This window comes from Cupriavidus sp. H18C1 (genome assembly GCF_049311595.1).
GTDB classification, from domain to species: domain Bacteria; phylum Pseudomonadota; class Gammaproteobacteria; order Burkholderiales; family Burkholderiaceae; genus Cupriavidus; species Cupriavidus cauae.
The window spans coordinates 785,205-802,885 of the sequence record NZ_CP186008.1; the positions used below are offsets into that span (position 1 = coordinate 785,205).

The 17,681-nt window shown below is 65.7% G+C and carries 13 protein-coding genes and 3 pseudogenes; all 16 read right to left on the bottom strand.

The window, feature by feature from the left end:
• Positions 1-62: 62 nt before the first annotated feature.
• The 16 genes and pseudogenes from OJJOAM_RS03675 to OJJOAM_RS03750 all read right to left on the bottom strand — a co-directional run bounded on the left by OJJOAM_RS03675 (position 63) and on the right by OJJOAM_RS03750 (position 17,662).
• Positions 63-1,181 (bottom strand): acyl-CoA dehydrogenase family protein, encoded by a 1,119-nt coding sequence (locus tag OJJOAM_RS03675; protein WP_422648902.1) that lies wholly within the window; start codon positions 1,179-1,181, stop codon positions 63-65.
• Between the two features lie 13 nt (positions 1,182-1,194).
• Positions 1,195-2,398: pseudogene (locus tag OJJOAM_RS03680) on the bottom strand (acyl-CoA dehydrogenase family protein).
• Positions 2,399-2,487: 89 nt separating this feature from the next.
• Entirely contained in the window at positions 2,488-2,949 is a 462-nt protein-coding gene (locus OJJOAM_RS03685) for a DUF1178 family protein (protein WP_422648903.1), read from the bottom strand.
• Positions 2,950-3,094: 145 nt separating this feature from the next.
• A complete protein-coding gene (locus OJJOAM_RS03690) occupies positions 3,095-3,730 on the bottom strand; it encodes an NUDIX domain-containing protein (RefSeq protein ID WP_422648904.1) in 636 nt (211 codons plus the stop codon).
• 48 nt (positions 3,731-3,778) lie between these two features.
• The gene (locus OJJOAM_RS03695) at positions 3,779-4,087 is read right to left on the bottom strand and encodes a DUF2818 family protein (protein WP_053821445.1); all 309 of its coding nucleotides are present in this window, start codon (positions 4,085-4,087) and stop codon (positions 3,779-3,781) included.
• Between the two features lie 45 nt (positions 4,088-4,132).
• Positions 4,133-5,608, bottom strand: a complete 1,476-nt coding sequence (nuoN, locus tag OJJOAM_RS03700) for an NADH-quinone oxidoreductase subunit NuoN (protein ID WP_422648905.1) — start codon at positions 5,606-5,608, stop codon at positions 4,133-4,135.
• Positions 5,609-5,626: 18 nt separating this feature from the next.
• A complete protein-coding gene (locus OJJOAM_RS03705) occupies positions 5,627-7,093 on the bottom strand; it encodes an NADH-quinone oxidoreductase subunit M (RefSeq protein ID WP_422648906.1) in 1,467 nt (488 codons plus the stop codon).
• A gap of 14 nt (positions 7,094-7,107) precedes the next feature.
• Positions 7,108-9,218: pseudogene (gene nuoL / locus OJJOAM_RS03710) on the bottom strand (NADH-quinone oxidoreductase subunit L).
• Positions 9,219-9,290: 72 nt separating this feature from the next.
• On the bottom strand, positions 9,291-9,596 hold the full coding sequence (nuoK, locus tag OJJOAM_RS03715) for an NADH-quinone oxidoreductase subunit NuoK (protein WP_006576687.1): 306 nt from the start codon (positions 9,594-9,596) through the stop codon (positions 9,291-9,293).
• 15 nt (positions 9,597-9,611) lie between these two features.
• Positions 9,612-10,253, bottom strand: a complete 642-nt coding sequence (locus OJJOAM_RS03720; protein ID WP_149319378.1) for an NADH-quinone oxidoreductase subunit J — start codon at positions 10,251-10,253, stop codon at positions 9,612-9,614.
• Positions 10,254-10,379: 126 nt separating this feature from the next.
• Positions 10,380-10,871, bottom strand: coding sequence for an NADH-quinone oxidoreductase subunit NuoI (gene nuoI / locus OJJOAM_RS03725; RefSeq protein WP_149319379.1), 492 nt, complete (start codon positions 10,869-10,871; stop codon positions 10,380-10,382).
• A gap of 98 nt (positions 10,872-10,969) precedes the next feature.
• On the bottom strand, positions 10,970-12,034 hold the full coding sequence (gene nuoH, locus OJJOAM_RS03730) for an NADH-quinone oxidoreductase subunit NuoH (protein ID WP_053821440.1): 1,065 nt from the start codon (positions 12,032-12,034) through the stop codon (positions 10,970-10,972).
• A gap of 30 nt (positions 12,035-12,064) precedes the next feature.
• Positions 12,065-14,431, bottom strand: a complete 2,367-nt coding sequence (gene nuoG, locus OJJOAM_RS03735; RefSeq protein WP_422648907.1) for an NADH-quinone oxidoreductase subunit NuoG — start codon at positions 14,429-14,431, stop codon at positions 12,065-12,067.
• A gap of 12 nt (positions 14,432-14,443) precedes the next feature.
• Positions 14,444-15,740: pseudogene (gene nuoF / locus OJJOAM_RS03740) on the bottom strand (NADH-quinone oxidoreductase subunit NuoF).
• 1 nt (position 15,741) lies between these two features.
• On the bottom strand, positions 15,742-16,242 hold the full coding sequence (gene nuoE, locus OJJOAM_RS03745) for an NADH-quinone oxidoreductase subunit NuoE (RefSeq protein ID WP_422648908.1): 501 nt from the start codon (positions 16,240-16,242) through the stop codon (positions 15,742-15,744).
• A 166-nt stretch (positions 16,243-16,408) separates the two neighbouring features.
• Entirely contained in the window at positions 16,409-17,662 is a 1,254-nt protein-coding gene (locus tag OJJOAM_RS03750; RefSeq protein ID WP_149319383.1) for an NADH-quinone oxidoreductase subunit D, read from the bottom strand.
• Positions 17,663-17,681 lie beyond the last annotated feature (19 nt).

Here is a 17,681-nt window from a genome sequence, read left to right on the forward strand (position 1 = left end):
CAAAAAAACCGCGCCGGACGTTGACGCCCGAGCGCGGCTTGCATTGCCTCAACGGCTGGCCATCATGCCGCCTGCTGGAATTCCGGCAGGCTGGCGAAGCGGCCAAGATGGTGGTCGACGTCGCCGAAGGTGGTGTTGATCAGCGTCAGCCGCTTGAACATGTGCGCGGCCGGCAGTTCGTCGGTCACGCCCATGCCGCCGTGGATCTGCACCGCTTCCTGGCCGACCGTGCGCGCGGCCTGGCCGACCCGCGCCTTGGCCGCGGACACATAGCGGCGGCGCTCCTCGGGGCTGGCCTCGTCGAAGCGGGCCGCGGCCAGCAGCGTGATCGAGCGCGACTGCTCGGCATGGATGAACATCTCGACCATGCGGTGCTGCAGCGCCTGGAAGCGCGCGATCGGCACGCCGAACTGCTGGCGCGTCTTGGCGTACTCGATGGTGGCGGCGGTCAGCGTGTCCATCACGCCCACGGCCTCGGCGCACAGCAGCACCGCGGCGTAGTCGGCAACCTGCTCGAGCAGCGCCCAGCCCTGCCCTTCGGCGCCCAGCAGTTCGCCGGCGGCGTCCTGGAAGGTGATATCGGCCGCGTGCAGATTGTCGATGGTGCGGTAGTCGCGGATGGTGACGCCCGGCGCCCTGGCATCGACCAGGTACAGCGAGATGCCGTCCTGGTCGGCGTTGCCGCCGCCGGTGCGCGCCGACACCACCAGCTTGTCGGCCTGGCCGCCGTGGACCGCCACGACCTTGGTGCCGTTCAGCTTGCCGCCCTTGGCGGTCACACGCACGTCGTTCAGCGTGTAGCGCGCCTCGCGCTCGTTGAACGCGGTGGCCAGCTTGATCTCGCCGCCGGCAACCCGCTCCAGCACGGCGTCCTGGCCGCCGGCCTGCTTCACCGCGTAGGCGGCCGTCACCGTCGCCAGATACGGCTCGACCACCAGGCCGCGGCCCAGCTCCTGCATCACCACCATCATGTCGATGGCGGTGCCGTTGAAGCCGCCCTGCGCCTCGGGCACCGGCAGCGCGGTCAGGCCGAGCTCGACCAGCGCGTTCCAGGCCGCTTCGCTGTAGCCGGTCTCGCCCTTGTAGGCCTTCTTGCGGGACTCGAAATCGTAGCTCTTGTCGATGAAGCGGCGTACCGCGTCAGCCAGTTGCTTCTGCTCGTCGCTGAGATTGAAGTTCATGGTTCCTGTCTCCTCACAGCCCCAGGATCATCTGGCTGATGATGTTCTTCTGGATTTCGTTGGATCCGCCGTAGATCGAGGTCTTGCGGAAGTTGAAGTAGTACGCGGCCAGCGGCGCGGCATCGTCGTAGCCGGTCACCGCATGCTCGGTCTCGCATTCCAGGTAGTCGCGGTCGAACGGCTGCGCGTACGGGCCGACGGCTTCGACCATCAGCTCGGTCAGCATCTGCTGGATCTCCGTGCCCTTGATCTTCAGCAGCGAGGCCTCGGGGCCGGGGCCCTTGCCCGCGCTCTCGCTCGACACCACGCGCAGCACGGTGATTTCCAGCGCCATCAGCTCGATCTCGAGCGCGGCGACCTTGGCGCCGAACACCGGGTCCTCCAGCAGCGGCTTGCCGTTCTTCTGCTGCTGGCGCGCGACGCGCTTCAGGAAGCCGAGTTCGCGCTTGGAATTGCCGACGCGGGCGATGCCGGTGCGCTCATGGCCGAGCAGGTACTTGGCATAGGTCCAGCCCTTGTTCTCCTCGCCGACGCGGTTCTCGACCGGCACCTTGACGTTGTCGAAGAAGACCTCGTTCACCTCGTGGTCCTCGTCGAGCATGATGATCGGACGCACGGTGATGCCCGGCGTCTTCATGTCGATCAGCAGGAACGAGATGCCCTCCTGCTTCTTGGCTTCGGGGTCGGTGCGGACCAGGCAGAAGATCATGTCGGCGTGCTGGCCGAGCGTGGTCCAGGTCTTCTGGCCGTTGACGATGTAGTGCTTGCCGTCCGGGGGTCAGTTCGGCGCGGGTCTTCAGCGAGGCCAGGTCCGAGCCCGAGCCCGGCTCCGAATAGCCCTGGCACCACCAGTCGGTGCAGTCCAGGATGCGCGGCAGGTAGTACGACTTCTGCTGCTCGTTGCCGTACTTCATGATCACCGGCGCGACCATCGCCACGCCGAAGGGCAGCACGCCGGGCGCGCCGACGCGGGCATTTTCCTCATCCCAGATATGGCGCTGGGTCGCGTTCCAGCCGGTGCCGCCGAATTCGACCGGCCAGTGCGGCGCCGACCAGCCCTTGCCCGCCAGGATCTTGTGCCAGCGCACCAGATCGTCGCGGTTGGGCCGGCGGTGATTCAGAATCTTGGCGCGAATGTCCGCCGGCAGGTTGGCTTCCAGCCAGCTGCGCACTTCCTCGCGGAAGGCGTTGTCGGCCGCCGTGTAATTGAGATCCATGCCCGTCTCCAGTGATGCCGGCTGCGGCCGGCAAATTGTTCTGGCCAACGCGCCCTCGCACCGGCGCGAAGGCGGGCACGGGACACGATTCAGTGAGCCGTCTGCTTCAGCGCATCCGGCACCACGAGCGGAAACGTTTCGATGCCCTCTTCGGCGAGCGCCTGCACTTCCTCCGGCGACGCCGTCCCGCGGATGCCGCGTTCCGGTGCCTCGTCGTAATGCATGCGCCTGGCCTCCTCGGCAAAGCGCGGCCCCACGTCCTCGGTCTGCGCCAGCACCTGCCTGACCGCCTTCAGATACAGCGATTGCAGAGCCTGCGCCGCCTGCGGGACCGCCTGTGCCTGCTGCGTCGGCGCCTGTGGCGTCGGCGCTCGCTCGGCCGCGCCGGACAGATTCAGGCGCGGGGCGCTCGGCAGCCGCGTCACCGCGCGGTCGCCGCAGACAGGACACTGAACGAGATCGCGCGAAATCTGCGACTGCGCATCGTCCTCCGAAGCAAACCAGCCTTCGAACCGATGGTCATGCGCACAGCGCAGGTCGAGCACCTTCATGATGTTTCCAGCCCGTCAAAGCAATATTAGCCGTGAATCGCAAATTTGTGAACGGTCGTTCTAATTTTTCCTGACCGGTGCCAGCCCGGAGGCTGGCCTGTCGGGAAGATGGTAGCGCTTCGGCGAATTTAAAGGTGGGCGGCGCTCAGCCCGGCACCTTCTGCTCGCCCGGCTGCCAGGCGCCCGACAGCACCTTTTCCAGCCAGAACGCGCCGATGATGGTCTTGACGTCGGTGATGCGTCCCTGGCGAACCCAGTCGATCACCTGCCCCGCCGGCACGATCAGCGTCTCGAGGAATTCGCCGTCGTCCAGCGCCGCCTCGCCGGCGGTCAGGTCGCGCGCCAGGAACACGTCGATGAATTCGGTCGAGTACGAGATCACCGGGTGAATGCGCGTCAGGTAGTCCCAGCGCGCGGCGCTGTAGCCGGTTTCTTCGCGCAGCTCGCGCTCGCCGCAGCGCTGCGCCCCTTCCTGGGGGTCGAGCTTGCCGGCCGGGAATTCGAGCATGACCTCGCGCACCGCGTAGCGGAACTGGCGCTCCACCAGCACGGTGCCGTCGTCGAACAGCGGGATCATCATCACCGCGCCCGGGTGCTCGACATACTCGCGCCCGGCCTGCTTGCCGTCGGGCAGCCGCACGATGTCCTGCTTCAGCGTCAGAAACTTGCCCCGGTGCAGCGTCGCGGACGCCAGGGGGACTTCCTTCAGATGGTCGTCGCCGCCGGCGTCGGGCGCTTCGGGACAGACCAGGGAGGCGGCTTTCGAATGGGATGACGACATGAACCCTCCGGGATGGCGAGGCCGCCGAAGGTCATGCCGGGTTCGGCGTCAGCTCGCGCGATGTTTGACCAGGTACTGCCAGGTGTAGCCGGGGAAGGCGAACACCAGCATCAGGCAGGCGGTGATCGCGTAGAACTGCCAGCCCTGGGCAAAGCGGTTGCCCAGGCCGGCCTCGACCGCGAACCCGACCGCGCCGACCAGCAGATAGTAGACGATCAGCTCGGCGAGCCGCACCCAGAACGGCTTGCGCGGCTTGCCGAGCGGAATGACCGCGAACAGGCGCTGGTTGACGAACGGCAGGTTGGCACAGGCCAATGCCAGCAGGATGACAAACCAGCCGCCCGCGGATGCGCTCATTGCGGTTTGGGTGGTATTCGCTTGGTGTGCGCGTCGGCCGGGCGCTCAGGCGCCCAGCGTGGTGCGCACGACCTGGTAGCACAGGTTCATCAGCGCGGCCGGGAAGATGCCCAGCGCGACGATCACCAGGCCGTTCAGGCTCAGCAGCGAACGCAGGCCGCCCGACGCTTCCAGCGTTTCCTCGCCGGCCGGCACGTCGAAATACATCAGCTTGACGATGCGCAGGTAGTAGAACGCGCCGATCAGCGAGAACAGCACCGCCACCACGGCCAGCCACGACATGCCCGCGGCGACCACGGCCTCGAGCACGGCCAGCTTGGCGTAGAAGCCCACGGTCGGCGGGATGCCGGCCAGCGAGAACATCATCACCAGCATCAGCAGCGCGAACCACGGGTTCTTGCGCGACATGCCCTTCAGGTCTTCCAGCGTCTCGGCCTCGAAGCCCTTGTTGGTGCGCAGCAGGATGATGCCGAAGGTGCCCAGCGTGGTCAGCACATAGGTGACCGCGTAGAACATCGCCGAGCCGTAGGCGCTGGCGGCGCCGTCGGTCTGGCCGCCGGCCACGCCCGACAGCATGCCGAGCAGCAGGAAGCCCATGTGCGAGATCGTCGAATACGCCAGCATCCGCTTCAGGTTGCTCTGCACGATCGCGGTCAGGTTGCCGATCGCCAGCGACACCACCGCCAGCACCGACAGCATGACCTGCCAGTCCACCGCCAGCGGCAGCAGGCCTTCGACCAGGATGCGCAGCGTCATCGCGAAGGCGGCCAGCTTCGGCGCACCGGCGATCAGCAGCGTCACCGCCGTCGGCGAGCCCTGGTAGATGTCCGGGATCCACATGTGGAACGGCGCGGCGCCCAGCTTGAAGGCCAGGCCGGCGACCAGGAACACCACGCCGAAGGCCAGCATCGTCGTGTTGACGCGGCCGGACTCGACCACGCGGAACACTTCGCCCAGGTTCAGCGAAGCGGTGGCGCCGTACATCATCGACATGCCGTACAGCAGGAAGCCCGAGGCCAGCGCGCCCAGCACGAAGTACTTCATCGCCGATTCGGACGTCACGCGCGAATCGCGGCGCAGCGCGACCAGCGCGTACGACGACAGCGACAGCAGTTCCACGCCGAGGTACAGCGTCAGGAAGTTGTTGCCGGTGATCATCACGATCTGGCCGCCCAGCGTGAACAGCGCCAGCATGTAGAACTCGCCGGCGTACAGGTCACGGTCGCCGAGGTAGCGGCGGGTGTAGACCAGCGTCACGAACAGCGCCAGCGCCGAGAACGAGGCCAGCACGTTGGCCATCGGGTCGATCACGGCCAGGTTCGAGAAGGCGTAGTGCGTCTCGCCGTTGGCGGCGTTCAGGCCGAACCAGACGGTCAGTACCAGCGTGATCAGCAGCGACAGCGGATAGGCGACGCTCGGGCGGTTCTTGCCGCGCGCGAGGTCGATCCAGTTGACCGCCGCGATGGCGATCGCCAGGAAGATGATCGGGGCGACAGGCGCCCAAGTCGTGGTCGATTCCATGATTCGTTCTCTCCCTGCTTACAGCTTGGACTGCGCCACGTGCGACAGCAGGTTGACCACCGATGCGTGCATCACATCGGTAAAGGGTTTCGGATGCAGGCCCATGTACAGCGTCATCGCGGCCAGCAGGCCCAGCATGACGAACTCGCGCTTGTTCAGGTCGACCAGCTCGGCGACGTGCTGGTGCTTGATATCGCCGAACACCACGCGCTTGACCATCCACAGCGAATAGGCCGCGCCGAGGATCAGCGAGGTGGCCGCCGCCAGGCCGATCCAGAAGTTGTACTGGACGCCGCCCAGGATCACCATCCACTCGCCGACGAAGCCCGAGGTGGCCGGCAGGCCGCTGTTGGCCATCGCGAAGAACACCGCGAAGGCCGCGAACTTCGGCATCGTGTTGACCACGCCGCCGTAGTCGGCAATCTGGCGCGAGTGCACGCGGTCATAGAGCACGCCGATGCAAAGGAACATCGCGCCCGAGATGAAGCCGTGCGAGATCATCTGCACGATGCCGCCCTCGATGCCGATCTCGCTGAAGATGAAGAAGCCCAGCGTGACGAAGCCCATGTGCGCGATCGACGAGTATGCGACCAGCTTTTTCATGTCGGCCTGCACCATCGCCACCAGGCCGATGTAGATCACGGCCACCAGCGAGATCGCGATGATGAACGCGGCCAGGCTGTGGCTGGCGTCCGGCGCGATCGGCAGCGAGAAGCGCAGGAAGCCGTAGGCGCCGAGCTTCAGCATGATCGCGGCCAGCACCACCGAGCCGCCGGTCGGCGCCTCGACGTGGGCGTCGGGCAGCCAGGTGTGGACCGGCCACATCGGCACCTTGACCGCGAAGGCCAGGAAGAACGCCAGGAACAGCAGCACCTGCTCGTTCATCGACAGCTTGGCCTGATGCCATTGCAGGATCTCGAAGCTGCCGGTCTTGTTGTACAGGTACAGCAGCGCGATCAGCGTCAGCAGCGAGCCCAGCAGCGTGTACAGGAAGAACTTGAAGGCCGCGTAGACCCGGTTCGGACCGCCCCAGACGCCGATGATGATGTACATCGGGATCAGCGTGGCCTCGAAGAACACGTAGAACAGCATGCCGTCGAGCGAGGCGAACACGCCGACCATGATGCCCGACAGGATCAGGAACGAGGCCATGTAGGCCGCCACGCGCTCGGTGATGACCTCCCAGCCGGCGATCACGACGATCACCGTGATGAAGGCGGTCAGCACCACGAACCACATCGAGATGCCGTCGACGCCGAGGTGGTAGTTGATGTTGAAGCGCTCGATCCACGAGTACTTCTCGACGAACTGCATCTGCGCGGTGCCGCGGTCGAAGTGCAGAATCAGCGGCAGCGTGACCAGGAAGCTGACGATCGAGCCGAACAACGCGGTCCAGCGGACGAAGCCCGGGCTGCGATCCGAGCCGAAAGCCAGCACCAGCAAGCCGAAAAAGATAGGCAGCCAGATAGCGAAAGAGAGAACCATTTTCGTTGTATTCCTTACTTGGCGCCCACCGCGCTAGCCGAGCCGAAGATCGTGATCGACAGCAGCACCAGCATGCCCAGGATCATCGCGAATGCGTAGTGATAGATATAGCCGGACTGCACGTAGCGGCTGACCGAGGCGACCCAGCCGACCACGCGCGCGGCGCCGTTGACCAGCAGGCCGTCGATCAGGCCCTGGTCGCCGCCCTTCCACAGGCCCGTGCCAAGCAGGCGCGCACCGCGGGCGAACACCGCCTCGTTGATGGCGTCCATGTAGTACTTGTTGTCGAGCAACTTGTACACGCCGCTGAAGCGCTGCTGGATGGCGGCCGGGATGTCCGGGCGCTTCATGTAGAAGAACCACGACAGCACCACGCCGGCCAGCGCGAGCCACAGCACCGGGGTCTGCAGCGAGTGGATGCCCATCGCGACCCAGCCGTGGAACATCTCGGCCAGCTCACGCATCGCGTGATGGTTCTCGCCGACGAAGATCACGTTCTGGAAGGCCACGCCGTTCTTGAAGAAGTCGCCGAACAGCATCGGCTCGATCGCGATCGCACCGATCACCACCGACGGGATCGCCAGCAGCACCAGCGGTAGCGTCACCACCCACGGCGACTCGTGCGGCTTCTCGCCCGGGGCCAGGCCATGGTGATGGTCGCCGCCATGCGCCTCTTCCTCTTCCTCGGCGTGGTCGTGGTGCAGGTGCGGCTTGCCGAAGCGCTCTTCGCCGTGGAACACCAGGAAGTACATCCGGAACGAGTAGAACGCGGTGACGAACACACCCGCCATCACGGCGAAGTAGGCGAAGCCCGAACCGGCGATGTGCGACTCGGCCACGGCCTCGATGATCGAGTCCTTCGAGTAGAAGCCCGAGAAGAACGGCGTGCCGATCAGCGCCAGCGAACCGACCAGCGAGGTGATCCAGGTGATCGGCATGTACTTGCGCAGGCCGCCCATGTTGCGGATGTCCTGGTCATGGTGCATGCCGATGATCACCGAGCCTGCGGCCAGGAACAGCAGCGCCTTGAAGAAGGCGTGGGTCATCAGGTGGAACACCGCGACCTGGTAGGCCGAGGCGCCCAGCGCGACCGTCATGTAGCCCAGCTGCGACAGCGTCGAGTACGCGACCACGCGCTTGATGTCGTTCTGGATGATGCCCAGGAAGCCCATGAACAGCGCGGTGATCGCGCCGATCACCAGCACGAAGGACAGCGCGGCGTCGGACAGCTCGAACAGCGGCGACATGCGGCTGACCATGAAGATGCCGGCGGTCACCATGGTGGCCGCGTGGATCAGCGCCGAGATCGGGGGTCGGGCCTTCCATCGAGTCCGGCAGCCACACGTGCAGCGGGAATTGCGCCGACTTGCCCATCGCGCCGATGAACAGGCAGATGCATGCCACCGTCAGCATCATCCAGTCGGTGCCCGGGAAGGTCACGGTCGCCAGCTGGTCGCGCGCGGCGAACACCTCGGTGTAGTTCAGGCTGCCGCTGTAGGCCAGCAGCAGGCCGATGCCGAGGATGAAGCCGAAGTCGCCGACGCGGTTGACCAGGAAGGCCTTCAGGTTGGCGAAGATCGCGGTCGGACGGGTGTACCAGAAGCCGATCAGCAGATACGAGACGAGGCCCACCGCTTCCCAGCCGAAGAACAGCTGCAGGAAGTTGTTGCTCATCACCAGCATCAGCATCGAGAAGGTGAACAGCGAGATGTAGGCGAAGAAGCGGTTGTAGCCGGGGGTCGCCCTGCATGTAGCCGACGGTGTAGATGTGCACCATCAGCGAGACGAAGGTCACCACCACCATCATCATCGCGGTCAGCGAGTCGACCAGGAAGCCGACCTCCATCTTCAGCGGATGGCCGTTGAACGGCAGCACCATCCACTCATAGACGGTGGCGTTGAAGCTGGCCCCATCCACCATCACGTCGCGCAGCACGAGCAGCGACAGCAGGCAGGCGATCGCCACGCCGAGAATGGTCACGGTGTGGGCGATGGCGCGGCCGGCGCGCGTCTCCGACGAGAACGATCCGAAGAACTTGGTGCCGAACAATCCCGCGATGGCCGCGCCGGCGAGCGGCGCCAGCGGAATCGCGAGCAGCAGGTTGGGGTTGAGCGTGGTTGCCATAGGACGCTTGTTGGTGTGCGGTCGGGTGCGGTCGGTTGGGTGACGTGTTTCGACAGGATCGGCTCGCGGGCATCAGCCCTTGAGCGCGTCCAGGTCGTCGACGTTGATCGTGTCCAGATTGCGGAACAGCACGACCAGGATTGCCAGACCGATCGCCGACTCGGCGGCGGCCACCGTCAGGATGAAGAAAACGAAGACTTGGCCTGCCAGATCGCCCAGATAGTGCGAAAAGGCGACGAAGTTCATATTGACCGCCAGCAGCATCAGCTCGATCGCCATCAGCAGCACGATCACGTTCTTGCGGTTCAGGAAGATGCCGACGATGCTGATCGCAAACAGGATCGCACCGAGCACCAGGAAATGGGCGAGAGAGAGCACGTCGTTCCCCGATCTTCAGTTCTTGTTGGCGGCGTCGGCTTGCTCGCCGGCGGCTTGCGCGGTCTGTGCCGGCATCGAGACCAGCCGCACGCGGTCGGCGCGGCGGGTGCGCAGCTGTTCGGACACGTCCTGCGCCTTGGTGTCCTTGCGGCGGCGCAGCGTCAGCGCGACCGCGGCGATGATGGCCACCAGCAGGATGATGCCGGCCACCTCGAAGGCGTAGATGTAGTCGGTGTAGATGACCTGGCCGAGCGCGCCGGTGTTCGAGTAGTCGGAGCCCTGCGGCATCGGCTTGAGCGGCTGCGTGGTGCCGATGAAGTTGCGCACCAGCACGATCGCCATCTCGGCGATGATCAGCGCGCCCACCACCGAGGCCAGCGGCACATAGGTCCAGAAATCGCGCCGCAGGTGCTCGATATCGATATCGATCATCATCACGACGAACAGGAACAGCACCATCACGGCGCCGACGTAGACCAGCACCAGCAGGATGGCGAGGAATTCGGCCTGCAGCAGCATCCACAGCGCGGCTGCCGTGAAGAACGACAGCACGAGGTACAGCGCCGAGTGCACCGGGTTCTTGGCGGTGATGACTTTCAGTGCGGAGAGCACCAGCACCACTGCGAAGACGTAGAAGATGGTGGTCGTGAATTCCATGGTTCTCGTCGTGCCGCACGGCACAGGCCACCCCCGGCGGCCTGCCCTTGCGGCATCCTTCTAGTGCCCCTCGCGGGGCCCGATTCAATATGAAGCCTTGCGGCCCGATGCGCGCGCCCGGCGCGATCAGCGGTACTTCGCGTCCGCCGCCTTGGCCGCCGCGATCTGCGGCTCGTAGCGGTCGCCCACCGCGAGCAGCATGTCCTTGGTGAAATACAGGTCGCCGCGCTTCTCGCCGTGGTACTCGAGAATCTGGGTTTCGACGATGGCGTCGACCGGGCAGGCTTCCTCGCAGAAGCCGCAGAAAATGCATTTGGTCAGATCGATGTCGTAGCGCGTGGTACGGCGGGTGCCGTCGGCGCGCACGTCCGACTCGATCGTGATGGCCAGCGCCGGGCAGACCGCTTCGCACAGCTTGCAGGCGATGCAGCGCTCCTCGCCGTTCGGATAGCGGCGCAGCGCGTGCAGGCCGCGGAAGCGCGGCGAGATCGGCGTCTTCTCCTCGGGGAACTGCACCGTGATCTTGCGGGCGAAGAGATAGCGGCCGGTCAAGGCCATGCCCTTGAAGAGTTCCTTCAGGAGCAGGCTGTTGAAGAAGTCCTTGATGGCGAGCAGCATGACGATTGCTTCCTAGTAATTCCACCGGGCGCGGCGCGTGCGCCGCGGCCCGGTTTGGCCCGTCCCGGCCGGCTTCGTGGCCGGGATCGGCGGCGATTTCAGTGCCAGATGTTCCAGGGCGACTTGATCCAGATCGCCACGATGATCAGCCATGCGACGGTCAGCGGAATGAAGACCTTCCAGCCCAGGCGCATGATCTGGTCGTAGCGGTAGCGCGGGAACGAGGCGCGGATCCAGATGAACACCGACAGCAGCAGGAACACCTTGATCAGCAGCCAGAAGAAGCCCGGGATCGCGTTGGTGACCACGCTGTCGACAGGGGGCGCCCAGCCGCCGAGGAACATCAGCGCGGTCATCGTCGAGATGATGATCATGTTGATGTATTCGGCCAGGAAGAACAGCGCGAAGCCCATGCCCGAGTACTCGATCATGTGGCCCGCCACGATTTCCGATTCGCCTTCCACCACGTCGAACGGGTGGCGGTTGGTTTCGGCCACGCCCGAGATGAAGTAGACGCCGAACATCGGCAGCAGCGGCAGCCAGTTCCACGACAGGATGTTCAGGCCCATGTTGGCGAAGTAGCCGGTGTTCTGGCCGTTGACGATCGCCGACAGGTTCAGGCTGCCCGACACCATCAGCACCGTGACCAGCGCGAAGCCCATCGCGATTTCGTACGACACCATCTGCGCCGCGGCACGCATCGCGCCGATGAAGGCGTACTTCGAGTTCGAGGCCCAGCCGGCCAGGATCACGCCGTAGACGCCGACCGAGCTGATCGCCATCACATACAGCAGGCCGGCGTTGACGTCGGCCATCACCACCTCGGCCTGGAACGGGATCACCGCCCAGATCGCCACGGCCGGCATCAGCACCATCAGCGGCGCGATCAGGTACAGGCCCTTGCTGACCTGCGAGGGCGTCATCACTTCCTTGAGCAGCAGCTTCAGCACGTCGGCGATCGGCTGCAGCAGGCCCAGCGGGCCGACCCGGTTCGGGCCGATCCGCACGTGCATCCAGCCGATCAGCTTGCGCTCCCACAGGATCAGGTAGGCCACGCACAGCAGCAGCGGCACCACGATGACCACGGCGCGAATCAGGATCCACAGCGGCGTCCATGCGCCACCGAAGACGGCCTGTCCCTGCGAGGTAATCCAATCGATCATCTTTCTCTCTCGCCTGTCGTATTCGCTTCTTTAAGCCGCGGCCACCGGGGCCAGTTCCACCGCCTTTTCCACCAGCACGGTGCCGAACATCGGCCCCAGGCCGACGGCGGCCGGCGTGGCCGCCGACACGCGCACCGTATTGGCGGGCAGACCTTCTTCAAGCACGGCCGGCAGCACCACGCTGCCCTGCCCTTGCGTCACGCGCACCGGATCGCCGGCGGCCACGCCGAGCGCGGCGAACAGGTCGGCCGACAGGCCCACCTGCATCGCGCGGCGCGCGGCAGCGGTCAGCTGCAGCGAATCGGCACGGCGCACGATCGCATCCGAGTGGTAGATCGGCACGTCGGCGACGCGCTCGATCGCCGGCACGGCGCCGTTGGCCGACGGCGCGGCGACCTGGATCGCGGCGGACGTGCGGTTGTTCAGGCGCGGACCGATCGCTTCGGCCAGCGCTTCGTCGCGGACCGACTCGGCGGTCTCGTAGTCGAAGCCCGGCACGTCGAGCAGATTGCCCAGCACGCGCAGCACCTTCCACGCCGGACGGGTCTCGCCCAGCGGACGCACCACGCCGTTGAAGCTCTGCGGCACGCCTTCGCAGTTCACGTAGGTGCCCGAGGTCTCGCTGAACGGCGCGATCGGCAGGATCACGTCGGCATATTGCAGCGCGGCGTCGGAGCGGAACGGCGACAGCACGATCACGGTGCCGGCCTGGCTCAGCGCGGCCAGCGCGCGTTGCGGGTCGGCGGTGTCGAACTCGGGTTCGGCGTTCAGCACCACATAGGCCTTGCGCGGCGACTCCAGCATGGCGCGGGCATCGGCCCCGCCCTGGCGCGGCAGCGCGCCGACCAGATGCGCGCCGACGGTGTTGGCCGCTTCGGTCAGGAAACCCAGCGTGGCGCCGGTGTTGTCGGCGATCCATTGCGCCAGCGCGTGCAGCGCGGCGAATTGCGGATGGCGGACCGCCTCGTTGCCGAGGAAGACGGCACGGCGCTCGCCCGACAGCAGGGCCTGCGCGGCCGCCTCGGCCAGCGCGCCACCGTCGAAACCGTCCGTACCGGCCGGAGCGGCGACGCCCTTGGCGGCCGCGACCGCGCGGGCCACGCCGGCCAGCGCGGCGGCCCAGGCCGACGGCGCCACGGCGATGCGCGCCGCCAGCGGCATCAGCAGATCTTCGGGGCTGGCGCCCAGCACGGCGACGCGTGCACCCTTCTTGGCAGCCTGGCGCAGGCGCGAGGCCAGCAGCGGCTGATCCTTGCGCAGCGAGGCGCCGATCACCAGCGCGCCCTGCAGCGTCGACACGTCCGCGATCGGCATGCCGAGCCACGGTGCGCCCGCTACCGGCGCCGAGAAATCGGCCTGGCGCAGGCGGAAGTCGATATTGTCGCTACCGAGGCCGCGCACCAGCTTGCCGAGCAGATAGAGCTCCTCGACGGTGGCGTGCGGGCTGGCCAGCGCGGCGATCTGGTCGGCGCCATGCTCGCGCTTGATGCCGGCCAGGCCGTTGGCGACGTATTCGAGCGCGGTCTGCCAGTCGGTCTCGAGCCACTGGTTGTCCTGCTTGATCATCGGCCGCGTCAGGCGATCGGCGCTGTTCAGGCCCTCGTACGAGAAACGGTCGCGGTCCGACAGCCAGCATTCGTTGACGGCTTCGTTGTCCAGCGGCAGCACGCGCATCACGCGGTGGTTCTTCGACTGGACGATCAGGTTCGCGCCCAGGCCGTCGTGCGGCGACACCGACTTGCGGCGGGACAGTTCCCACGTCCGCGCGGTGTAGCGGAACGGCTTGCTGGTCAGCGCGCCGACCGGGCACAGGTCGATCATGTTGCCCGACAGCTCGGAGTCCACCGTCTTGCCGACGAAGGTCGTGATCTCGGAGTGCTCGCCGCGGTTCAGCATGCCCAGCTCCATCACGCCGGCCACTTCCTGGCCGAAGCGCACGCAGCGGGTGCAGTGGATGCAGCGCGTCATCTCTTCCATCGAGATCAGCGGGCCCACGTTCTTGTGGAACACCACGCGCTTCTCTTCCTTGTAGCGCGATTCCGAGGCGCCGTAGCCGACCGCCAGATCCTGCAGCTGGCACTCGCCGCCCTGATCGCAGATCGGGCAATCGAGCGGGTGATTGATCAGCAGGAATTCCATCACCGACTTCTGGGCCTTGACCGCCTTCTCCGAATTGGTGAAGACCTTCATGCCCGCGGTGACCGGCGTGGCGCAGGCCGGCAGCGCCTTCGGCGCCTTTTCGACCTCGACCAGACACATGCGGCAGTTGGCCGCGATGGACAGCTTGCGGTGATAGCAGAAGTGCGGGATGTAGGTGCCCAGCTTGCGGGCCGCTTCCATCACCAGGCTGCCTTCCGCAACCTCAACCTTCTTGCCGTCGATTTCGAGTTCAACCATGTTCTGCCACGCTTAGATGTAGGCCGGAACCATGCACTGCTTGTGTTCGACGTGATATTCGAACTCTTTCCAGTAGTGCTTGAGCATGCCGCGGACCGGCATCGCCGCCGCATCGCCGAGCGCGCAGATGGTGCGGCCCATGATGTTTTCGGCAACGTTGTTGAGCAGTTCCAGGTCTTCCTGGCGGCCTTCACCATGCTCGATGCGGTTCACCATGCGGTAGAGCCAGCCGGTGCCTTCGCGGCACGGCGTGCACTGGCCGCACGATTCTTCGAAGTAGAAATAGGACAGGCGCAGCAGCGAGCGAACCATGCAGCGCGTCTCGTCCATCACGATCACCGCGCCCGAGCCCAGCATCGAGCCGGCCTTGGCGATCGAGTCGTAGTCCATGTCGGACGCCATCATCAGGTCCGCCGGCACCACCGGCGCCGACGAGCCGCCCGGGATCACGGCCTTGAGCTTCTTGCCGCCGCGCATGCCGCCGGCCAGTTCCAGCAGCGTCGCGAACGGCGTGCCGAGCGGAATCTCGTAGTTGCCGGGACGCTCGACGTCGCCCGAGACCGAGAAGATCTTGGTGCCGCCGTTGTTCGGCTTGCCCATCTTCAGGTAATTCTCGGGACCGACGGCCAGCAGGAACGGCACCGCGGCGAAGGTCTCGGTGTTGTTGATCGTGGTCGGCTTGCCGTACAGGCCGAAGCTGGCCGGGAACGGCGGCTTGAAGCGCGGCTGGCCCTTCTTGCCTTCCAGCGATTCGAGCAGCGCGGTTTCCTCGCCGCAGATGTAGGCGCCATAGCCGTGGTGGGCATGCAGCTGGAAGCTGAAGCCCGAGCCCAGGATGTTGTCGCCCAGGAAGCCGGCCGCGCGCGCCTCTTCGAGGGCTTCCTCGAAGATCTTGTATTCGTTCCAGATCTCGCCGTGGATGTAGTTGTAGCCCACGGTGATGCCCATCGCGTACGCGCCGATGGCCATGCCCTCGATCAGCGCGTGCGGGTTGTAGCGGATGATGTCGCGATCCTTGAACGTGCCCGGCTCGCCCTCGTCGGTATTGCAGACCAGGTACTTCTGGCCCGGAAACTGACGCGGCATGAAGCTCCACTTCAGGCCGGTGGGGGAAGCCCGCGCCGCCGCGGCCGCGCAGGCCCGAGGCCTTGACGTCGGCGATCACCTGCTCGGGCGGCACCTTCTCGGTCAGGATGCGCTTGAGCTGCTGATAGCCGCCGCGCTTGACGTAGTCTTCCAGATGCCAGTTCTTGCCATCCAGCCCGGCCAGGATCAGCGGCTGGATATGGCGGTCGTGCCGACAGGTCATATTACTTGTCCCCCTTGGCAGCGGCTTCGGCCTTGAGCTCGTCGACCAGCGCGTCGAGCTTGGCGTCGCTCATGAAGCTGCACATGCGGGTGTTGTTGACGATCATCACCGGGGCGTCGCCGCAGGCGCCCATGCACTCGCCTTCCTTCAGCGTGAAGGTGCCGCACGGGGTCGTCTCGTTGTAGTCGATGCCCAGCTTGCGCTTCAGGTACTCGCCGGCACGCTCGCCACCGGACAGTGCGCAAGGCAGGTTGGTACAGACGGCCAGCTTGTAGCGGCCGACCGGCTTGGTGTCGTACATGTTGTAGAAGGTGGCCACTTCCTCCACCCACACCGGCGGCATGTCGAGGTACTTGGCCACGAATTCCATGACTTCCGGGGACACCCAGCCCACTTCGCCCTGCGCCACGGCCAATGCCGCCATCACGGCCGATTGCTTCTGGTCGGCCGGATACTTGGCGATCGCGCGATCGATTTCCTTGAGAGCTTCTGCTGATAGCATGGTCGTTGCCGTGGTGTTGCCTAATGCGCCGATATACAAGCGAAGCGCGCCAGCCGGTGGCGCGGTCCGCATCAGTTGCAGCCGTCGCTGCGTTGTCCTCGCAGGCATGAGCCCCATGCCGGCTTGCCGCGGTCGGTCCGGATCGTCGTCCGGCGGCGGCACGTCGTTAGCGGTCGATCTCGCCGAACACGATGTCCTGCGTACCGATGATCGTCACCGCGTCCGCGATCATGTGGCCCTTGGCCATTTCGTCGAGCGCGGCCAGGTGGGCGAAGCCCGGTGCGCGGATCTTCAGGCGGTACGGCTTGTTCGCGCCGTCGGAGATCGCGTAGATGCCAAACTCGCCCTTCGGGTGCTCCACCGCCGCGTAGGTCTCGCCCTCCGGCACGCGAATGCCTTCGGTGAAGAGCTTGAAATGGTGGATCAGCTCTTCCATGTTCGACTTCATGTCGACGCGCGACGGCGGCGTGACCTTGTGGTTGTCGCTCATCACCGGGCCCGGATTGCGGCGCAGCCAGTCGACGCATTGCTTGATGATGCGGTTGGACTGGCGCATTTCTTCCACCCGCACCAGATAGCGCGCATAGCAGTCGCCGCCCACGCCGACCGGCACGTCGAAGTCGAGCTTGTCGTAGACCTCGTAGGGCTGCTTCTTGCGCAGGTCCCACTCGATCCCCGAGCCACGCAGCATCGGGCCGGTAAAGCCCATCTGCAGCGCGCGTTCCGGGCTGACCACGCCGATGCCGACCAGGCGCTGTTTCCAGATCCGGTTGTCGGTCAGCAGCGTCTCGTACTCGTCGACGTACTTCGGGAAGCGGTTGGTGAAATCCTCGATGAAGTCGAGCAGCGAGCCGGAGCGCGCCTCGTTCATCGCCTTGATCGCCCGCTCGTTGTGGACCTTGGACGCCTTGTATTGCGGCATCGTGTCGGGCAGGTCGCGATAGACGCCGCCCGGACGATAGTAGGCCGCGTGCATCCGCGCGCCGGAGACCGCCTCGTACATGTCGAACATGTCCTCGCGCTCGCGGAACGCGTACAGGAACACCGCCATCGCGCCGACGTCGAGCGCGTGCGAGCCGATCCACATCAGATGGTTCAGCAGGCGCGTGATCTCATCGAACATCACGCGGATGTACTGCGCGCGGATCGGCACGTCGATGCCGACCAGCTTCTCGATCGCCATCACGTAGGCGTGTTCGTTGGCCATCATCGACACGTAGTCGAGACGGTCCATGTACGGCACGCTCTGGATCCAGGTCTTCTGCTCGGCCAGCTTCTCGGTGGCACGGTGCAGCAGTCCGATGTGCGGATCGGCGCGCTGGATCACTTCGCCGTCCAGCTCCAGCACCAGGCGCAGCACGCCGTGCGCCGCCGGGTGCTGCGGACCGAAGTTCAGGGTGTAATTCTTGATATCTGCCATCGCGGGTTCTCAGTGCCGG

Bases quoted from the DNA above. Each gene is read 5' to 3' on its own strand.
- nuoH (WP_053821440.1), bottom strand. From the start codon at position 12,034: ATGATCGATTGGATTACCTCGCAGGGACAGGCCGTCTTCGGTGGCGCA.
- nuoE (WP_422648908.1), bottom strand. From the start codon at position 16,242: ATGCTATCAGCAGAAGCTCTCAAGGAAATCGATCGCGCGATCGCCAAG.
- nuoG (WP_422648907.1), bottom strand. From the start codon at position 14,431: ATGGTTGAACTCGAAATCGACGGCAAGAAGGTTGAGGTTGCGGAAGGC.
- OJJOAM_RS03720 (WP_149319378.1), bottom strand. From the start codon at position 10,253: ATGGAATTCACGACCACCATCTTCTACGTCTTCGCAGTGGTGCTGGTG.
- OJJOAM_RS03705 (WP_422648906.1), bottom strand. From the start codon at position 7,093: ATGGTTCTCTCTTTCGCTATCTGGCTGCCTATCTTTTTCGGCTTGCTG.
- OJJOAM_RS03675 (WP_422648902.1), bottom strand. From the start codon at position 1,181: ATGAACTTCAATCTCAGCGACGAGCAGAAGCAACTGGCTGACGCGGTA.
- OJJOAM_RS03690 (WP_422648904.1), bottom strand. From the start codon at position 3,730: ATGTCGTCATCCCATTCGAAAGCCGCCTCCCTGGTCTGTCCCGAAGCG.
- nuoN (WP_422648905.1), bottom strand. From the start codon at position 5,608: ATGGAATCGACCACGACTTGGGCGCCTGTCGCCCCGATCATCTTCCTG.
- OJJOAM_RS03695 (WP_053821445.1), bottom strand. From the start codon at position 4,087: ATGAGCGCATCCGCGGGCGGCTGGTTTGTCATCCTGCTGGCATTGGCC.
- nuoI (WP_149319379.1), bottom strand. From the start codon at position 10,871: ATGCTGCTCGCCATCAAGGACTTCTTCAACAGCCTGCTCCTGAAGGAA.
- OJJOAM_RS03750 (WP_149319383.1), bottom strand. From the start codon at position 17,662: ATGGCAGATATCAAGAATTACACCCTGAACTTCGGTCCGCAGCACCCG.
- OJJOAM_RS03685 (WP_422648903.1), bottom strand. From the start codon at position 2,949: ATGAAGGTGCTCGACCTGCGCTGTGCGCATGACCATCGGTTCGAAGGC.